This window comes from Corynebacterium falsenii (genome assembly GCF_020099275.1).
In the GTDB taxonomy this organism is placed as follows: Bacteria; Actinomycetota; Actinomycetes; order Mycobacteriales; family Mycobacteriaceae; genus Corynebacterium; species Corynebacterium falsenii.
The window spans coordinates 1528954-1545869 of record NZ_CP083646.1 but is presented as its reverse complement, the minus strand read 5'-3'; the positions used below and the strand labels follow the sequence as shown (position 1 = coordinate 1545869).

Sequence of the window (16916 nt, the reverse complement as noted above, 5' to 3'; positions counted from 1 at the left end):
CTAGCGGGCCTTCCTGTGCTGGTGGTTTAGTGGTTGCTGCCGAGGGCGTCGTTGACGAGTTCCTGGGCCTGTTCCAGGATCGCTGCTTCCTCAGCGCCGGTCACATCGTGGGCGAGCAGCTCGTCGACCTGTTCGGCGAGTCGCCGGGCGGTGGTCTCCGGCGATTGGGGGCTGGGATGGGGTGCGCTGGGGTGGGTCACTTGCGCCATCCTTCCACTGCAGCCTGGGCGGCCTCATCGGCCCCGTTGATGGTGAGATCGTTGAGGCTTTGGGCGTCGACGCCACCATGATCAATCAATTCCCACACCACCGGGGCCACCACAGCGAGTGCCTCGGCGGCCATGACGGCGGTGGGTCCGTGCTCGCCGGAGCGCACCTGAACCGTGGTCCCCTCGGCGGAGGCCGACCAGCCGGTGAGGTGGTCACGCATGTTCGCCGCGATGAAGGTGGGGCGGTGTTCCGGGGTGCAAGTAAGCACGTCCCAGTGGGAGGACACACCCGTGACAGTGCAGAGCGTGTCAAAGCCAGCCGCGTTGCCACCGGCGATATCGGTATCGAGGCGGTCGCCAACCACGAGCGGCTTCGTGGAACCGAGTTTGTCGGCGGCGACGTGGAACATGGCGGGGCCGGGCTTGCCCGCGCTCGACGGGCGCACGCCGGTGGCGGAGGTCACGGCCGCGACCATTGAGCCGTTGCCGACGAGCAGGCCGCGCTCGGACGGAAGCGTGGTGTCCAAGTTCGAGGCGATGTACCGGGCACCGCGGCGAATGGCCAGGGCGCCTTCGGACAGGCGCTTCCAGTCGTTGTCCGGGCTGTGGCCCTGCAGGACAACGGCAGGTTCGTCATCGGCGGAATCCACGATCGAAAAGCCAGCGCGGCGGGCGAGTTCTTTGAAGGAGTCGTTGCCGATCACGTAGGCCTTGACCTCACCGTGGGAGGAGGGGTCTTGGTCTGCGAGGCCGAGCTCCGCCCGTGCCATGTCGCAGGCTGCCATCGCGGAGGTGAGCACCTGGTCGGCAGAAGTGGCAAAACCAATGCTGGTGAGGTGTTCGGCCACCTGCTCCGGAGAGCGTGAGGCGTTGTTGGTCACGTAGATGACGTCGTGGTGAGCCAGGCCCTCGGCGGCACCGTCGATGGGATGGCTGCCTTCAAAGACGGTGCCATCGAGGTCGACGAGCAGGGCATCGTAGTGCGCCAGAATGGGGTGAGCCATGGGTTAGCTATCTGCCTCGGCGGGGTTGGTGATGGCGTTGATGCGTTCTTCGGAATCCATCATCTCTTCCGTATCGAGTTCTGCGGATGCCTGGAACCACTCCACGGCGTCCTCGGGGCGACCGGCTGCTTCGAGGGCATCGGCGTAGGCGTAGAACAGGCGCATGCGGGTCACGGCTGGTGCTTCCTTGTTATCCAGCTGCTCCTTGAGCGCCAGCAGGGCTTCATCCAGCTCGCCGAGATCGTGGTGCGCACCGGCGACGACAATAGCCAGCTCTGCCTTGGACTCAGCATCGAGTTCATCGGCCTGCGGATCGGCTGCCACTTCGAGGGCCTTACGCGGGCGGCCGAGGCCACGCTCTGCGTCTGCGAGGACGGGCAGCAGGCCGGGGCCGCCGGACATGCGGCGGGCGGCGCGGAGCTCCGAGATGGCTTCCTTCCATTCGCCTGTGTGATAGGCGACGATGCCACAGGTCTCGCGAGCGACGGCGACGCGACCGGCTCGGTCCTTGGCTGCTCGGGCGTGCGCGAGGGCCTTCTCCGGCTCCTCGTCGAGGAGCAGAGCTGCCATGATCAGGTGCTTCGCGGTCATGTCCGCGTTGTCCTTCGACAGGCTGCGGAGTTCTTGGCGAACCGATGGATCCAGATCCTTGGGATCAATTCCCTCGGGGATCTGAGGCTCGTTCTGACGCTTGTTCAGGCGCTCCTCACGATAGCCGGGACGCTGGGGTGCAGACCGAGGACCGCCTCCTTGGTTAGAGCCACCGCGGTTGGGCTTGTAACCGCCCTTGTTGCGATGCGACGGCTTGCCGCGGCGGTTGCCGCCGTCGCCGTTGTTGCCCCTATTTCCCCTGTCGCCTCTGGCGCCCCCATTGCTACGGCCACCGGCATTGCCGTAGCCACCACGGCCAGACTGCGAACTACCGCCGCGATATCCCCCGCTTCGGCGGTCGCTGCCGCCGTTATTTGAGGACCTGGAGGATTCAGCCATCCTGGGTAACACCTTCCTAGTTGACCAGTGCGACGGTGTGGTGCGCACGACGGGACTTTCAAGACACAATCGAGGCCAATCTTACGTGGCCTTGCCGTCTTTGGATACGTTGGGGCTACTTGGGCAGCAGTAGCTGCCATCACCAGAGCACCCCGAATTGGAAAAAGAAAATCACAGAAAAAAGGGGTGTGGGTGGTGTGCGACCATGACCATCAAGGCCACGATTGCACACCACCCACACCCACAATATTTCTTAAGTTTAAGGCCGGCGGTGACTTACTCTCCCACACCCTCCCAGGTGCAGTACCATCAGCGCAGGTAAGCTTAGCTACCGGGTTCGGAAAGGGACCGGGCGGATCCTTACCGCTAACAACCACCGACACAACAAACGGAACCAAAACACACCCACCCACACACACTGTGGTGGTGTGCCGTGTCGTTCCAGACACTGCATAACAGACGCGAGCAACCCACAAACAGGGCAACAAATATTCATTCATCCAACACGCTAGGCGTAACCAGCCGAACACCACCAAACGGGTGCCACGGGTGTGATCCACACAAACCAACAATATTATGTGTGTTGAACATTGGTAAATTAGTACCGGTCACCTCCACACCTCACAGTGCTTCCAGATCCGGCCTATCAACCCCATCATCTCTAGGGAACCTCAAAAGAAACCTCATCTCGAAACAGGCTTCCCGCTTAGATGCTTTCAGCGGTTATCCCTTCCATACGTAGCCAACCAGCCATGCCACGGGCGTGACAACTGGCCCACCAGAGGTATGTCCGTCCCGGTCCTCTCGTACTAGGGACAGCCTTTCTCAAGTTTCAACGCGCACGGCGGATAGAGACCGAACTGTCTCACGACGTTCTAAACCCAGCTCGCGTGCCGCTTTAATGGGCGAACAGCCCAACCCTTGGGACCTACTCCAGCCCCAGGATGCGACGAGCCGACATCGAGGTGCCAAACCATCCCGTCGATATGGACTCTTGGGGAAGATCAGCCTGTTATCCCCGGGGTACCTTTTATCCGTTGAGCGACACCGCTTCCACAAGCCGGTGCCGGATCACTAGTCCCTACTTTCGTACCTGCTCGACCTGTCAGTCTCACAGTCAAGCTCCCTTGTGCACTTACACTCAACACCTGATTACCAACCAGGCTGAGGGAACCTTTGGGCGCCTCCGTTACTCTTTGGGAGGCAACCGCCCCAGTTAAACTACCCACCAGGCACTGTCCCTAACCCGGATCACGGGCCGAGGTTGAGATGCTCAATACGATCAGAGTGGTATTTCAACAACGACTCCACCACCACTGGCGTGATAGCTTCACAGTCTCCCACCTATCCTACACAAACCGAACCAAACACCAATACCAAGCTATAGTGAAGGTCCCGGGGTCTTTTCGTCCTGCCGCGCGTAACGAGCATCTTTACTCGTACTGCAATTTCGCCGGGCCTGTGGTTGAGACAGCAGGGAAGTCGTTACGCCATTCGTGCAGGTCGGAACTTACCCGACAAGGAATTTCGCTACCTTAGGATGGTTATAGTTACCACCGCCGTTTACTGGGGCTTAAATTCTCCGCTTCGACCCAAAAGGGTCTAACAGGTCCTCTTAACCTTCCAGCACCGGGCAGGCGTCAGTCCGTATACATCGACTTCACCGTCTTCGCACGGACCTGTGTTTTTAGTAAACAGTCGCTTCCCTCTATTCTCTGCGACCACCACCAGCTCAAAACCAGTCTGTCACCAGCAGTGGCCCCCCTTCTCCCGAAGTTACGGGGGCATTTTGCCGAGTTCCTTAACCACAGTTCACCCGATCGCCTTAGTATTCTCTACCTGACCACCTGTGTCGGTTATGGGTACGGGCCATGTATGCACTCACTAGAGGCTTTTCTCGACAGTACAGGATCACCAACATCCCCACAACGGGTACGCATCACGCCTCACACATCATGTGCCCCGGATTTACCACTGGGCACGTGCCACACGCTTACACCACAATCCAATAAGTGGCTTGGCTACCAACCTGTGTCACCCCATCGCTTGGCTACTACCAGATCAGGTCCCACGCATCACCACACACCACACACCAAAGGTGCGTTAGTGGCGGGTCAGGGTGGTTAGTATCCCCGATTCACCATTGGGCGCACATACACGGGTACGGGAATATCAACCCGTTATCCATCGACTACGCCTGTCGGCCTCGCCTTAGGTCCCGACTCACCCTGGGAAGATTAGCTTAACCCAGGAACCCTTAGTCATCCGGCGGACAAGTTTTCCACTTGTCATTCGCTACTCATGCCTGCATTCTCACTCGCATAGCCTCCAGCACTGGGTCACCCCGCACCTTCACCGGCCACACGACGCTCCCCTACCAACCCACACAAAATGCGAGTTCCGCGGCTTCGGCGGTGTACTTGAGCCCCACTACATTGTCGGCGCAGAACCACTCGACCAGTGAGCTATTACGCACTCTTTCAAGGATGGCTGCTTCTAAGCCAACCTCCTGGCTGTCTTCGCGATCCCACATCCTTTTCCACTTAGTACACTCTTAGGGGCCTTAGCCGGCGATCTGGGCTGTTTCCCTCTCGACTACGAAGCTTATCCCCCGCAGTCTCACTGCCGCGCTCTAACTTACCGGCATTCGGAGTTTGGCTGATGTCGCTAAGATGATAGTCCCGCTAAACCAACCAGTAGCTCTACCTCCGGCAAGAAACACACGACGCTGCACCTAAATGCATTTCGGGGAGAACCAGCTATCACGGAGTTTGATTGGCCTTTCACCCCTACCCACAACTCATCCCCTCAGTTTTCAACCTAAGTGGGTTCGCGCCTCCACAACCTCTTACAGCTGCTTCACACTGGCCATGGGTAGATCACCCCGCTTCGGGTCCAGGACATGCCACTACAAACACACTAGTTAGTATTCGCTTTCGCTACGACTACCCCACATACTCGGGTTAACCTCGCGACATGCCGCTGACTCGCAGGCTCATTCTTCAAAAGGCACGCCATCACCCCACAAGAGGGCTCTGACGGATTGTAAGCACACGGTTTCAGGTACTATTTCACTCCCCTCCCGGGGTACTTTTCACCATTCCCTCACGGTACTAATCCGCTATCGGTCACAACAAGTATTCAGGCTTACCGGATGGTCCCGGCAGATTCACAGCAGATTCCACGAGCCCGCTGCTACTCGGGAACAAACACACACCACCACAGTCATGCTTTCACGTACCGGACTCTCACCGTCTACGGCAGGCCATTCCAAACCACTTCCGCTAACACACTATGACAATGCACGGCATGGCAGCACCGCACGCATTCGTCCCACAACCCCACACACGCAACCCCTGCCAGGTATCACACGCATATGGTTTAGCCACATAATCCGCGTTCGCTCGCCGCTACTAACGGAATCATTATTATTTTCTTCTCCTACGGGTACTGAGATGTTTCACTTCCCCGCGTTCCCTCCACACCAGCTATGAATTCACTGGCAGGCGACCACCCATAACGATGGCCAGGTTTCCCCATTCGGACACCCTCGGATCAACGCTCTATTGGCAACTCCCCGAGGCCTATCGCGGCCTTACACGTCCTTCATCGGCTCATTGTGCCAAGGCATCCACCGTGCGCCCTTCACAGACAACACACACAAACAATCAGGTTTCTATGGATACACCACAAACAAAATCACACTAAACAAGAAGAATAAAGAATATTCAACACCCACCACACACAAACACACACAAGCATTCACGCGTGGCGAGTAAAGATACTCGCGTCCACTATACAGTTCTCAAACAACACGAACCCCACACCCACACACAACCAACCAGTCATGCGCAAACCATGGGAATCCCACTCCAAGGAACAACACAAGCCGTTCCAGACACCCAACAATATGACAAACCAAGAACAAACAACAATTCACATCAACCACTGGTGTTGATCATCCACCACACCAACCCCACACCAATCGTGGGGCACGGTCCGTGAACTACCCAGATGAAAATAATGAAAATATAACTCCTTAGAAAGGAGGTGATCCAGCCGCACCTTCCGGTACGGCTACCTTGTTACGACTTCGTCCCAATCGCCGATCCCACCTTCGACAGCTCCCTAACGAGTTTGGGCCACTGGCTTCGGGTGTTACCAACTTTCATGACGTGACGGGCGGTGTGTACAAGGCCCGGGAACGTATTCACCGCAGCGTTGCTGATCTGCGATTACTAGCGACTCCGACTTCATGGAGTCGAGTTGCAGACTCCAATCCGAACTGAGACCGGCTTTCAGGGATTAGCTCCACCTCACGGTATCGCGACCCTCTGTACCGACCATTGTAGCATGTGTGAAGCCCTGGACATAAGGGGCATGATGATTTGACGTCATCCCCACCTTCCTCCGAGTTAACCCCGGCAGTCTCTCGCGAGTCCCCACCATAACGTGCTGGCAACACAAGACAAGGGTTGCGCTCGTTGCGGGACTTAACCCAACATCTCACGACACGAGCTGACGACAACCATGCACCACCTGTATACAGACCACAAGGGAAACTACATCTCTGCAGCGATCCTGCATATGTCAAGCCCAGGTAAGGTTCTTCGCGTTGCATCGAATTAATCCACATGCTCCGCCGCTTGTGCGGGCCCCCGTCAATTCCTTTGAGTTTTAGCCTTGCGGCCGTACTCCCCAGGCGGGGCGCTTAATGCGTTAGCTACGGCACGGAAATCGTAGAAAGATCCCCACACCTAGCGCCCACCGTTTACGGCATGGACTACCAGGGTATCTAATCCTGTTCGCTACCCATGCTTTCGCTCCTCAGCGTCAGTTACTGCCCAGAGACCTGCCTTCGCCATCGGTGTTCCTCCTGATATCTGCGCATTTCACCGCTACACCAGGAATTCCAGTCTCCCCTACAGCACTCCAGTTATGCCCGTATCGCCTGCACGCCCGGAGTTAAGCCCCGGGATTTCACAGACGACGCGACAAACCACCTACGAGCTCTTTACGCCCAGTAATTCCGGACAACGCTCGCACCCTACGTATTACCGCGGCTGCTGGCACGTAGTTAGCCGGTGCTTCTTATCCAGGTACCGTCACCACAAGTGGCTTCTTCCCTAGCGAAAGAGGTTTACAACCCGAAGGCCGTCATCCCTCACGCGGCGTCGCTGCATCAGGCTTGCGCCCATTGTGCAATATTCCCCACTGCTGCCTCCCGTAGGAGTCTGGGCCGTGTCTCAGTCCCAATGTGGCCGTACACCCTCTCAGGCCGGCTACCCGTCGTCGCCTTGGTAGGCCATTACCCCACCAACAAGCTGATAGGCCGCGGGCTCATCTTGTACCGAAAAAACTTTCCACCACACACACTAAAGCATGGTCCTATCCGGTATTAGACCCAGTTTCCCAGGCTTATCCCGAAGTACAAGGCAGATCACCCACGTGTTACTCACCCGTTCGCCACTCGAGTACCCCTGCAAGCAAGGGCCTTTCCGTTCGACTTGCATGTGTTAAGCACGCCGCCAGCGTTCGTCCTGAGCCAGGATCAAACTCTCCATAAAAACGTTTTCAGAACAAAGAGCCTGAACAACTGGCAAAATAACCAAAAATTACTGACAAAAAATCAAAACATTCATCATCAGACCCCCACCCACAAAAACAATGGGAAGGGGATTACGCACCAAAATATTTAACGCGGCGGCGTTACCCACCCGCGCTGGCACGAACCACACCAACCACACACCCATACTGGTATGCAGCCATGCGGCCAACGATGAACAATCAACAAGGTTGAAAAAATAATCATTCAACAGCACACAACAACAAAAAACATGCCATCATGCACTGCACTTGGTTCATCACACTATTGAGTTCTCAAACAACTTACGCACACAGACGCTCGCTGGGATCTTGTCCCGCTCGCTCTCTGCGACTTGGATAAATCTACACACCATCACGCATCTACACAAATTCCCTGGTCAGAGCGTTAAAACCGTTAACACTCTGCCAGGGAATCGTAGTCGTGGCCGCTAGCTTCGGCTCACTGCCACGCAATGCAGTCGGCAACCGCGCTCATGCGTCTACCGTGCTCGCACGCCCGCTGCTACTGCACCCGGGCGCCAGCGAAGCGCTTCTTGCCCTTGCGCAGCACCAGCCAGGAACCGTGGAGCAGATCCTCAGCGGCAGGCGCCCACTCAATATCTTCGATGCGCTGATTGTTCACGTAGGCACCGCCCTCGCCCACGGTCCGTCGAGCAGCACCCTTGGAGGATTCCAGCCCGCTTTCCACCAGCAGGTTCACGATGGTGGTGCCCTGAGCAACCTCAGCAACCTCGGTCTCCTGCAGCGCGGCAGCGAGCGTGGCCTCGTCCAGGTCCGCCAGGTCGGCCTTGCCGAACAGCGCCTGCGATGCCAGCTCCACCTTGGTCACCGCATCCTCGCCGTGCACCAGTGCGGTCATCTGCTGTGCCAGCACTCGCTGCGCCTCTCGCTTGAATGGGCGCTCCTTGACCTCTTCTTCCAAGCGTTCCAGCTCAGCCTGGTCTAGGAAGGTGAACCACCGCAGGTAGCGCACCACGTCGGCGTCGGCAGTATTAATGAAGTACTGGTACCAGCTGTAGGGGCTGGTCATCTCCGGATCCAGCCACAGCTTGCCGCCGCCGGTGGACTTGCCGAACTTGTTGCCTTCGCTGTCGGTCACCAGCGGAACGGTCAGCGCATGGACGGTTTCGCCGTCGAGGCGTCGGTTGAGGTCCACGCCGGAGACGATGTTGCCCCATTGATCCGATCCGCCCATCTGCAGGCGCGCATCGTAGGTGCGGCGCAGGTGCACGTAGTCGTTGGCCTGCAGCAGCATGTAGGAGAACTCCGTGTAGCTGATACCGTCGGCTTCCAGGCGACGCTTAACGGTATCGCGGCTGAGCATCGTGTTGAGCGAGAAGTGCTTGCCCAGGTCACGCAGGAATTCGATGACGTTCATCTTCGAAATCCAGTCGTAGTTATTGACCATGATGGCCTTGTTCTCGCCCTCGAAACTGACGAAGCGGCTGAGCTGTCCGCTGATCCGCTCGGCCCAGCCGGCTACGGTGTCTTCGTCGTTCATGGAGCGCTCGCCCACGTCACGCGGGTCGCCGATCATGCCGGTAGCACCGCCTGCGAGCACGATGGGAGTGTGCCCCGCCATCTGCAGTCGCTTGAGCATGAGCAGCGGCACGAGGTGCCCGGCGTGCAGCGACGGCCCGGTCGGGTCGAATCCCACGTAGGCCGTGGTGGGCTTATTCATCTGCTCGCGCAGCGCTTCCAGGTCCGTGGACTGCGCGATGAGCCCGCGCCATTCCAGTTCGTCGATGATGTTCTGCGACTGCTGTTCAGCCATGCCTTCTTCCTTCTCGCTTTCTCTGTAATCCATCATGGGATCCAACAAGGGATCCATCTGCCACCCGCCCGTGCGGCTGGTGATTGTGCTTCTTTTTTGTGTTCGACGCCACCCCGAACCCACTTCTTCTCCCAGTGAGCGTAAGTAGCTTCCGACCTGCCCTTCCTCGGGCGAGTCTAGGTTTCTGACTTGTCTGGAGGCTAGTTTGATGCCTCGAGCGGCCAGTCCACGGCCTCATCGACGAGCAGTACCGGGATTCCCTCCTGAACCGGATAGGCCTTGCCCAACCGGGGGTTGACCAGATAGTCCCCGTGGTCCTCCAGCGGCTGTTTGTCGACAGGGCACGCGAGGATCTCCAAAAGTTTGTGGTCAATCATGCCGTTCAGTCTAGCCCCTCCCCTAGTTTCCTGCGGCTTATGACCCCGTGTTGCGCGCTCCCTGCGATTCCCCGCAGTGGCATAGGGGGCGGGGGTGCGTGGGGTGGCGTCGGATATTTTCCCGCACGAGTTTTCGTTTTGGGCTACGGTGGTTGCCAAGACCGAACACGGGAGCTCGATGGCAACGAGCTGAGATCCGCGCTGAAACCCGCGCGCCAACCGTTTGAACCTGTCTGGTTAGCACCAGCGAAGGAAGTATCAGGAGTGTCCCTTCATGGACGATTACGCAGCTGAAATCCACCCGAAGCACAGCTTTGCCCCCATCGAGAAAAACGGCCTGTCGGTTCCGGAAACCGCCATCCACCTCGATGATTCCCCGACTGGCCCGAACGAGCCACTGAAGATCTACCGCACTCGTGGCCCCTGGGCCGAGCCCACCGAGGGCCTGCCGGGGCTGCGCAGTGATTGGATCGCTGAACGTGGTGACGTCGAGGAGTACGGTGGCCGCTCCCGCAACCTGCTTGATGATGGCAACCGTGCCGTCAAGCGTGGCCAAGCCAGCGAGGAATGGAACGGTACCCGCCGCGCGCCGCTGCGGGCCAAGGAGGGCAAGCGCGTCACGCAGATGCACTACGCGCGCAACGGACAGATCACCCCGGAGATGGAGTTCGTGGCGCTGCGCGAACACTGCGACGTGGAGAAGGTGCGCAGCGAGGTCGCGGCGGGCCGGGCGATCATCCCCAACAACGTCAACCACCCGGAGTCCGAGCCGATGATCATCGGCAACGCCTTCCTCACCAAGATCAATGCGAACATCGGTAACTCGGCGGTGACGTCCTCCATCCGCGAGGAGGTGGACAAGCTGCGCTGGGCGACCCGCTGGGGTGCTGACACGGTGATGGACCTGTCCACCGGCAACGACATCCACACCACGCGCGAGTGGATCCTGCGCAACTCGCCGGTGCCGATCGGCACGGTACCGATCTACCAGGCGCTGGAGAAGGTCGATGGCGTAGCGGAGGACCTCACGTGGGAAATCTTCCGCGACACCGTCATCGAGCAGTGCGAACAGGGTGTGGACTACATGACCGTGCACGCGGGTGTGCGCCTGCCGTTCGTGCCGCTGACCACTCGGCGTGTGACCGGCATTGTCTCGCGCGGCGGTTCCATCATGGCCGGCTGGTGTCTGGCGCACCACAAGGAGTCCTTTCTCTACGAGAACTACGACGACCTCTGCGAGATCTTCGCTGCCTACGACGTGGCGTTCTCCCTGGGCGATGGCCTGCGCCCCGGCTCCATCGCGGATGCCAACGATGCCGCGCAGTTCGCCGAGCTCAAGACCATCGGCGAGCTGACCAAGCGGGCGTGGGAGTACGACGTGCAGGTGATGGTGGAAGGCCCCGGCCACGTTCCGCTGAACATGGTGCAGGTCAACAACGAAAAGGAACAGGAATGGTGCGGCGGCGCCCCGTTCTACACCCTAGGCCCGCTGGTGACGGATATCGCGCCTGGTTACGACCACATCACCTCCGCCATCGGCGCGGCGAACATCGCGATGGGCGGCACGGCCATGCTGTGCTACGTGACCCCCAAGGAGCACCTGGGCCTGCCGAACAAAGACGACGTGAAAACCGGTGTGATCACCTACAAGGTGGCCGCCCACGCCGCCGACGTGGCCAAGGGGCACCCCGACGCCAAGGACTGGGACGATGCCATGAGCAAGGCCCGCTTCGAGTTCCGCTGGCACGATCAGTTCGCCCTATCGCTGGATCCCGATACCGCGCAGGCCTACCACGATGAGACCCTGCCCGCGGAGCCGGCGAAGACCGCGCACTTCTGCTCGATGTGTGGCCCGAAGTTCTGCTCCATGCGCATTTCGCAGGACATTCGCGACACCTTCGGCACCGACCTCAACGACCTCGGCATGCCCGGCATGGGAATGCCCGCGGAGGTGGCGGAGTCCATTGCCGAGGGCAACCAGAGCGCTGACGGGCTCGGTGAAGGGCTCGACAAGGAGACCGCCGAAGCCGGCATGGAGCAGAAGTCCCGCGAGTTCCGCGAGGCCGGGGCGAAGATCTACATGACGGACGAGGAGGCCCACGAGCTCGCCGAGAAGCCCGACCTCCCGCAGCACCAGGAGGCCTAGGAGGCACCGTGAGCGTTTCCGCAATCGGGGCACCGGCACACACGCTGGACCTGCGGTGCTACTTCGTCACGGGCACCGGGGCCGACGGTTCCATCGCGTCCGTGCCCGCCATCGCCGCGCAGGCCGCAGCCGGTGGCGCGGGCATCATCCAGGTGCGCAGCAAGCCGATCAGCGTGCGGGACCTCACGGCCCTGGCCATCGACGTTGCCGCCGCCGTGCACGAGGCCAACCCCGCCACGCGCGTGGTCATCGATGACCGCGTGGATGTCGCCGCCGCTCTCATGCCCCACCACCACATCCACGGCGTACACATCGGCCAGGACGACCTCGACCCGCGCCTGACCCGCCAGGTCCTCGGCCCCGATGCCATCATCGGTTTGACCACCGGCACTCTCGAGCTGGTCCGGGCCGCCAACGAGTACGCGGACGTCATCGACTACATCGGTGCCGGCCCCTTCCGCCCGACCCCCACGAAAACCTCTGGCCGCACGCCGCTGGGTCTGGACGGCTATCCCCCGCTCGTCGCGGCCTCTGCCGTGCCGGTCGTGGCCATCGGTGATGTGCAGCAAGACGATGCCGCCGCTCTCGCTGCCACGGGTGTCGCGGGTGTAGCTATCGTCCGCGCCTTCATGAACTCTGCTGATCCCGCAGCGTTGGCGGCCGCTGTGGTTCGTTCCTTCGATTCGACGCCCAACCACGGCGCCACCCCCCGCTCATGACTAGTGCTTCACATTCCCCTAATTCAGTCGATAACGCTTCAGCCGATAACGCTTCCGGCCGCTCCTTCGAGCATGTCATCATCGGCGCTGGCATTATCGGCTTGACCACGGCCTTCGAGCTGGTGGATGCCGGTGTGCCGCCGCAGGCCATCGCCGTGGTGGATCCCCAGCCCATCAGTGGGGCCACGTTCGTCGCCGGTGGCATGCTGGCACCAGTCGCCGAGGTGCAATACCGGCAGGAGCCTTTGTATCCGCTGATGGTGGCGTCGGGTGAGATGTACCCCGATCTGCTCCGCCGACTGGGAGGCAAGACGGACGCGCCCACGGGGCACCGACGCGAATCGACCCTGGTGGTGGGCGCGGATCGGGCCGATGGTGTGCACGTGCGGGAGCTGCTCGCGGTGCAGCACAAGCACGCGATGGATGCGCAGGCGCTGACGATCCGGCAGGCGCGCAGGTTGGAGCCGGGGTTGAGCCCGCAGCTCGCGGCGGCGGTCGAGATCCCTGGCGACCACCAAATCAACCCGCGGATGTTCACGGCGAGCGTCATGGGTTACCTGCAGCAGGCCGGCGTGCGGTTCATCGCGCGGGCGGCCGAGCACGTTGAGGGGCAGACGGTGAACCTGTCCGGCGGCGAGACGATCACCGGCTCGGTGATTTACCTGTGCAACGGGCTGGGCGCGCGGGAGGTCACTGGGTGGTACGAGGGTGAGTGCCCGCTGGCGTTGCGGCCCGTCTACGGCGACATGCTGCGGCTGCGCGTACCGGATGCCCTGGTGGCCACGAGCGGCGAACCGCTGACCAGGGTGGTGCGGGCGTTCGTGGAGGACCGGCCGGTGTATGCCATCCCGCGCACGGACGGCACCATTGCAGTTGGGGCGACGAGCCGGGAGGATGACCGGGGCGGCCCGGCTGTGGACGGGGTGTACACCCTGCTGCGGGATGCGATCCGCGTGGTGCCGGGGCTGGAGGAATGCGAGTTCATTGAGGCCATCGTGGGCGCGCGACCCGGCACGCCCGATGATCTGCCCTACCTGGGGTTGGTGCGCGACGGGCTGGTGGTATCCACGGGGTATTTCCGGCATGGGATCTTATTGTCCGCACTGGGCGCTAAGGTGGGTGCCGAGTTGGGCCTGAGTACCACGCCGGGGGTCGATATCTCAGCGTGCGACCCGCTGCGACACGCGCACCGTAGACAGCACCCGCGCCAATCCGGAAGGAAGTAGAAAGACATGAAGTACACACTCAACGGAGAGCCGCGCACGGCCGCAGGATCGGTAACTGTCGCGGATGTTGTGGAAGAGCACACCGGAGATGCGGCACCCAAGGGTGTTGCGGTTGCCGTCAACGGTGAGGTTGTGCCCGCCAGCGACTGGTCGCGCGTCATAGCAGATGGCGATGGATTGGACATCCTCATCGCGGTCCAGGGCGGATAGGAGTAGGCCATGCTCACGATCGCGGATAAGACCTTCGACTCGCACCTCATCATGGGAACCGGTGGGGCGAGCAGCCAGTCGATTCTCGAGGATTCCCTGGTTGCCAGCGCCACCCAGCTCACCACCGTGGCGATGCGCAGGCACAGCGCGGCTGGCGCGGGCGCGGGCTCGGGTGCGGACGGAGGCGCAGGCGGGCGCGGGGAATCGATTTTCGAGCTACTGCAGCGCCTCGGCATCGACGTGCTCCCCAACACCGCGGGGTGTCGCACGGCACGCGATGCCGTGACCACCGCCAAGTTAGCGCGGGAGGCACTGGGCACAAACTGGGTGAAGGTGGAGGTCATCGCCGATGATCGCACGCTGCTGCCGGATGTCGTGGAGCTGGTCGATGCGTGCGAGCTACTCATCGCGGAAGGATTCGTGGTGCTGGCCTACACCAGCGATGATCCCATCGTCGCCACTCGCCTGGAGGATGTGGGAGTGCATGCCGTCATGCCGCTGGGCTCGCCCATCGGCACTGGACTGGGGATCCTCAACCCGCACAATATCGAGCTAATCTGCTCCCGCGCATCCATTCCTGTGTTGCTCGACGCCGGGGTGGGCACGGCCTCGGATGCAGCGCTGGCTATGGAGCTAGGTTGCGATGGCGTGCTGCTCGCCAGCGCGATCAACCGCTGCCAGGACCCCGTGGCGATGGCCGCGGCGATGCGGCATGCCGTGGAAGCCGGGCGGCTTGCTAAGTCGGCGGGCCGGATTCCGCGCCGGGAGCACGCGGTGGCGTCGTCCTCCTTTGACGGCCTGGCTAGCTGGGCGGACGAGGTGCTGTGATGAGCCAGTTGCCCCGCGAAGAGCTCCAGCGCGTCGCCCGGCAGACCCTGCTTCCGGGCTTCGGTGTTGCCCAGCAGGAAGCGCTGCACGGCACGCACGTCTTCGTCATCGGTGCCGGGGGCCTGGGCTGCCCGCTCATGCAGCAGCTCGCCGCCGCCGGCGTGGGCGAAATCTCGGTCATTGACGATGACACAGTTGACATCACCAATATTCACCGCCAGATCCTGTTCGGCGCAGGCGACGTGGGTCGACCCAAGGTTGAGGTGGCATCCGAACGGCTGCGGCAGCTCCAGCCGGGCATTGTGGTTCACGCCATCCGCGACCGCTTCAGCGCCAGCAATGCCCTAGAGTACTTGCGCGGCGTGGACATCCTCGTCGATGGATCCGACACGTTCGCCACCAAATTTCTCGCGGCGGACGCGGCCGAGGTCACCGGTATTCCGCTGGTGTGGGGATCAGTCCTGCGCTTTCGCGGCGATTGCGCCCTGTGGTGGTCCGGCCCCGGCGCCAAGGCATGCGTCGGCATGCGGGACCTCTACCCCACCCAGCCCGATCCGGATTCCGTCCCAGACTGCGCCACCGCGGGCGTGCTGGGCGTGACCACCAGCGTGGTCGCCGGGCTCATGGCCACCGAGCTCATCCAATTCGCCAGCAGGATGAACCGCGAGCGCACGGGCTTGCTCAGCATCTACGACGCTCTGACCGCATCCATCACACACTTCCGCGTGCCGCACGATCCCGCCCGGGAGCTCGTCACCGAACTGCCCGACGGCTACGCCCCCACGGCCTGCTCCGTTCCCGAACCCGAGGACGATGCACACACCATGCTCCGCGACCTTCGCGATGGTGCCGTGGCCATCGACGTGCGCGAGGCCGGTGAGAAGGCCATCGATGATTTCTTTTTCGACGCCACAACCGAGCACTACCACCTTCCCACCTCGGTATGGCACGACGACCCCACCACAGCACTGTCGCTGCTCGATGCCATTGCGGGTGAGGATTCCCGGCACGTTTGGGTTTATTGCGCGTCGGGGAAGCGCTCCGGTGACTTCGTCTCCACCTTCGCCGAGGAGGCAGCGGGCCGCAGCATCACAGTGCACAATCTTCCGGGTGGGATTTCGGCCCAAGACGGCACGCTGCACGGCATGCCGGGAACGTCACCGGGAACACCATAGTCCCGGTGGGTGGGCTCATAATTGACGGTTAATTGACGGTGCAATCACCTAGTAATACGTTATAACCAGTAACAGTGACCCAATGCACAAGCCGAGCATTGTTCGCTCGTGAAAGGTGGTTAGTCCCGTGACGTCGTGGCCAAAGCGAGGTGCCGTGCTTGCCTGTGCAGCCGGCGCGCTGGCGCTGACCGCGTGCAGCTCCGATGTGGAAAATTACCTCGTTCATAACCACGAGTCCCTGGCGAAAATCTCCATGCGGGACGTGTACGGCCACGACTGGGAAGACTTTGCGGTCCAGTGCCCCGGTGTCAGTAAGGAATCCATGGTGGCGTCGCTTCATATCAGCCCCGACGACGCGAAAGATACCGCCAAAGACGAGGGCGTGGAGTATGTCTACCTGCGCAAAGCCGACGGCGAGTTGAAGACCGAGGAGCTGGAAAGCGAGCACATCACGATGTGCCCGAACAAGGCCGACCCGACGTTCACCGCGCTCAAGGGGTGGACCCCAGCCACGAAGGAATTTTATTTCTACCGCGCCGATCCTAAGGCTCAGTGGCAGATCATGAACGATGCGTCAGTGATGACGGACAAGCACGACTGAGCCCCGATACCCCCTTAGGCTCCCCCAAGCCTTCATCTTAATGCTTTTGG

General features: G+C 61.0%; 12 protein-coding genes, 3 rRNA genes and 1 riboswitch. Of the genes, 7 read left to right on the top strand and 8 right to left on the bottom strand.

Annotated elements, in window-relative coordinates; translation table 11 throughout:
• Positions 1-26 precede the first annotated feature (26 nt).
• The 8 genes from LA343_RS06840 to LA343_RS06805 all read right to left on the bottom strand — a co-directional run bounded on the left by LA343_RS06840 (position 27) and on the right by LA343_RS06805 (position 9961).
• Positions 27-200, bottom strand: coding sequence for a hypothetical protein (locus tag LA343_RS06840; RefSeq protein WP_224209143.1), 174 nt, complete (start codon positions 198-200; stop codon positions 27-29).
• A complete protein-coding gene (locus tag LA343_RS06835; protein ID WP_025402597.1) occupies positions 197-1213 on the bottom strand; it encodes an HAD-IIA family hydrolase in 1017 nt (338 codons plus the stop codon). The genes LA343_RS06840 and LA343_RS06835 overlap by 4 nt, the downstream gene beginning before the upstream one ends.
• A gap of 3 nt (positions 1214-1216) precedes the next feature.
• A complete protein-coding gene (locus tag LA343_RS06830; RefSeq protein ID WP_081737301.1) occupies positions 1217-2203 on the bottom strand; it encodes a tetratricopeptide repeat protein in 987 nt (328 codons plus the stop codon).
• A 263-nt stretch (positions 2204-2466) separates the two neighbouring features.
• Positions 2467-2584: ribosomal RNA gene (gene rrf / locus LA343_RS06825) — 5S ribosomal RNA — on the bottom strand.
• A 196-nt stretch (positions 2585-2780) separates the two neighbouring features.
• Positions 2781-5862 (bottom strand): 23S ribosomal RNA (locus tag LA343_RS06820).
• Between the two features lie 384 nt (positions 5863-6246).
• Positions 6247-7770 (bottom strand): 16S ribosomal RNA (locus LA343_RS06815).
• The 16S, 23S and 5S rRNA genes sit together here, the layout of an rRNA operon.
• A 542-nt stretch (positions 7771-8312) precedes the next feature.
• Positions 8313-9584 carry a tyrosine--tRNA ligase gene (gene tyrS, locus LA343_RS06810; RefSeq protein ID WP_039911341.1) on the bottom strand — a complete coding sequence of 424 codons (1272 nt, stop codon included), beginning with the start codon at positions 9582-9584 and terminating at the stop codon, positions 8313-8315.
• A 200-nt stretch (positions 9585-9784) separates the two neighbouring features.
• Positions 9785-9961: a Trm112 family protein gene (locus LA343_RS06805; RefSeq protein ID WP_039910902.1), complete on the bottom strand. Its 177-nt coding sequence runs from the start codon at positions 9959-9961 to the stop codon at positions 9785-9787.
• A gap of 157 nt (positions 9962-10118) precedes the next feature.
• A riboswitch (TPP riboswitch) is annotated at positions 10119-10233 on the top strand.
• A gap of 2 nt (positions 10234-10235) precedes the next feature.
• Between LA343_RS06805 and thiC the strand changes: the two genes are divergently transcribed.
• The 7 genes from thiC to LA343_RS06770 all read left to right on the top strand — a co-directional run bounded on the left by thiC (position 10236) and on the right by LA343_RS06770 (position 16866).
• Positions 10236-12107 (top strand): phosphomethylpyrimidine synthase ThiC, encoded by a 1872-nt coding sequence (gene thiC, locus LA343_RS06800; RefSeq protein WP_025402594.1) that lies wholly within the window; start codon positions 10236-10238, stop codon positions 12105-12107.
• A 44-nt stretch (positions 12108-12151) separates the two neighbouring features.
• Positions 12152-12826 (top strand): thiamine phosphate synthase, encoded by a 675-nt coding sequence (locus LA343_RS06795; protein WP_396021879.1) that lies wholly within the window; start codon positions 12152-12154, stop codon positions 12824-12826.
• Positions 12823-14052: a glycine oxidase ThiO gene (thiO, locus tag LA343_RS06790; protein WP_025402592.1), complete on the top strand. Its 1230-nt coding sequence runs from the start codon at positions 12823-12825 to the stop codon at positions 14050-14052. Before LA343_RS06795 ends, thiO begins: the two co-directional genes overlap by 4 nt.
• Before the next feature lie 6 nt (positions 14053-14058).
• Positions 14059-14262, top strand: coding sequence for a sulfur carrier protein ThiS (gene thiS, locus LA343_RS06785; protein ID WP_025402591.1), 204 nt, complete (start codon positions 14059-14061; stop codon positions 14260-14262).
• A gap of 9 nt (positions 14263-14271) precedes the next feature.
• Positions 14272-15090, top strand: coding sequence for a thiazole synthase (locus LA343_RS06780; protein WP_025402590.1), 819 nt, complete (start codon positions 14272-14274; stop codon positions 15088-15090).
• Positions 15090-16265 carry a ThiF family adenylyltransferase gene (locus tag LA343_RS06775; protein WP_025402589.1) on the top strand — a complete coding sequence of 392 codons (1176 nt, stop codon included), beginning with the start codon at positions 15090-15092 and terminating at the stop codon, positions 16263-16265. The genes LA343_RS06780 and LA343_RS06775 overlap by 1 nt, the downstream gene beginning before the upstream one ends.
• 127 nt (positions 16266-16392) lie before the next feature.
• Positions 16393-16866, top strand: a complete 474-nt coding sequence (locus tag LA343_RS06770) for a hypothetical protein (protein WP_025402588.1) — start codon at positions 16393-16395, stop codon at positions 16864-16866.
• Positions 16867-16916 lie beyond the last annotated feature (50 nt).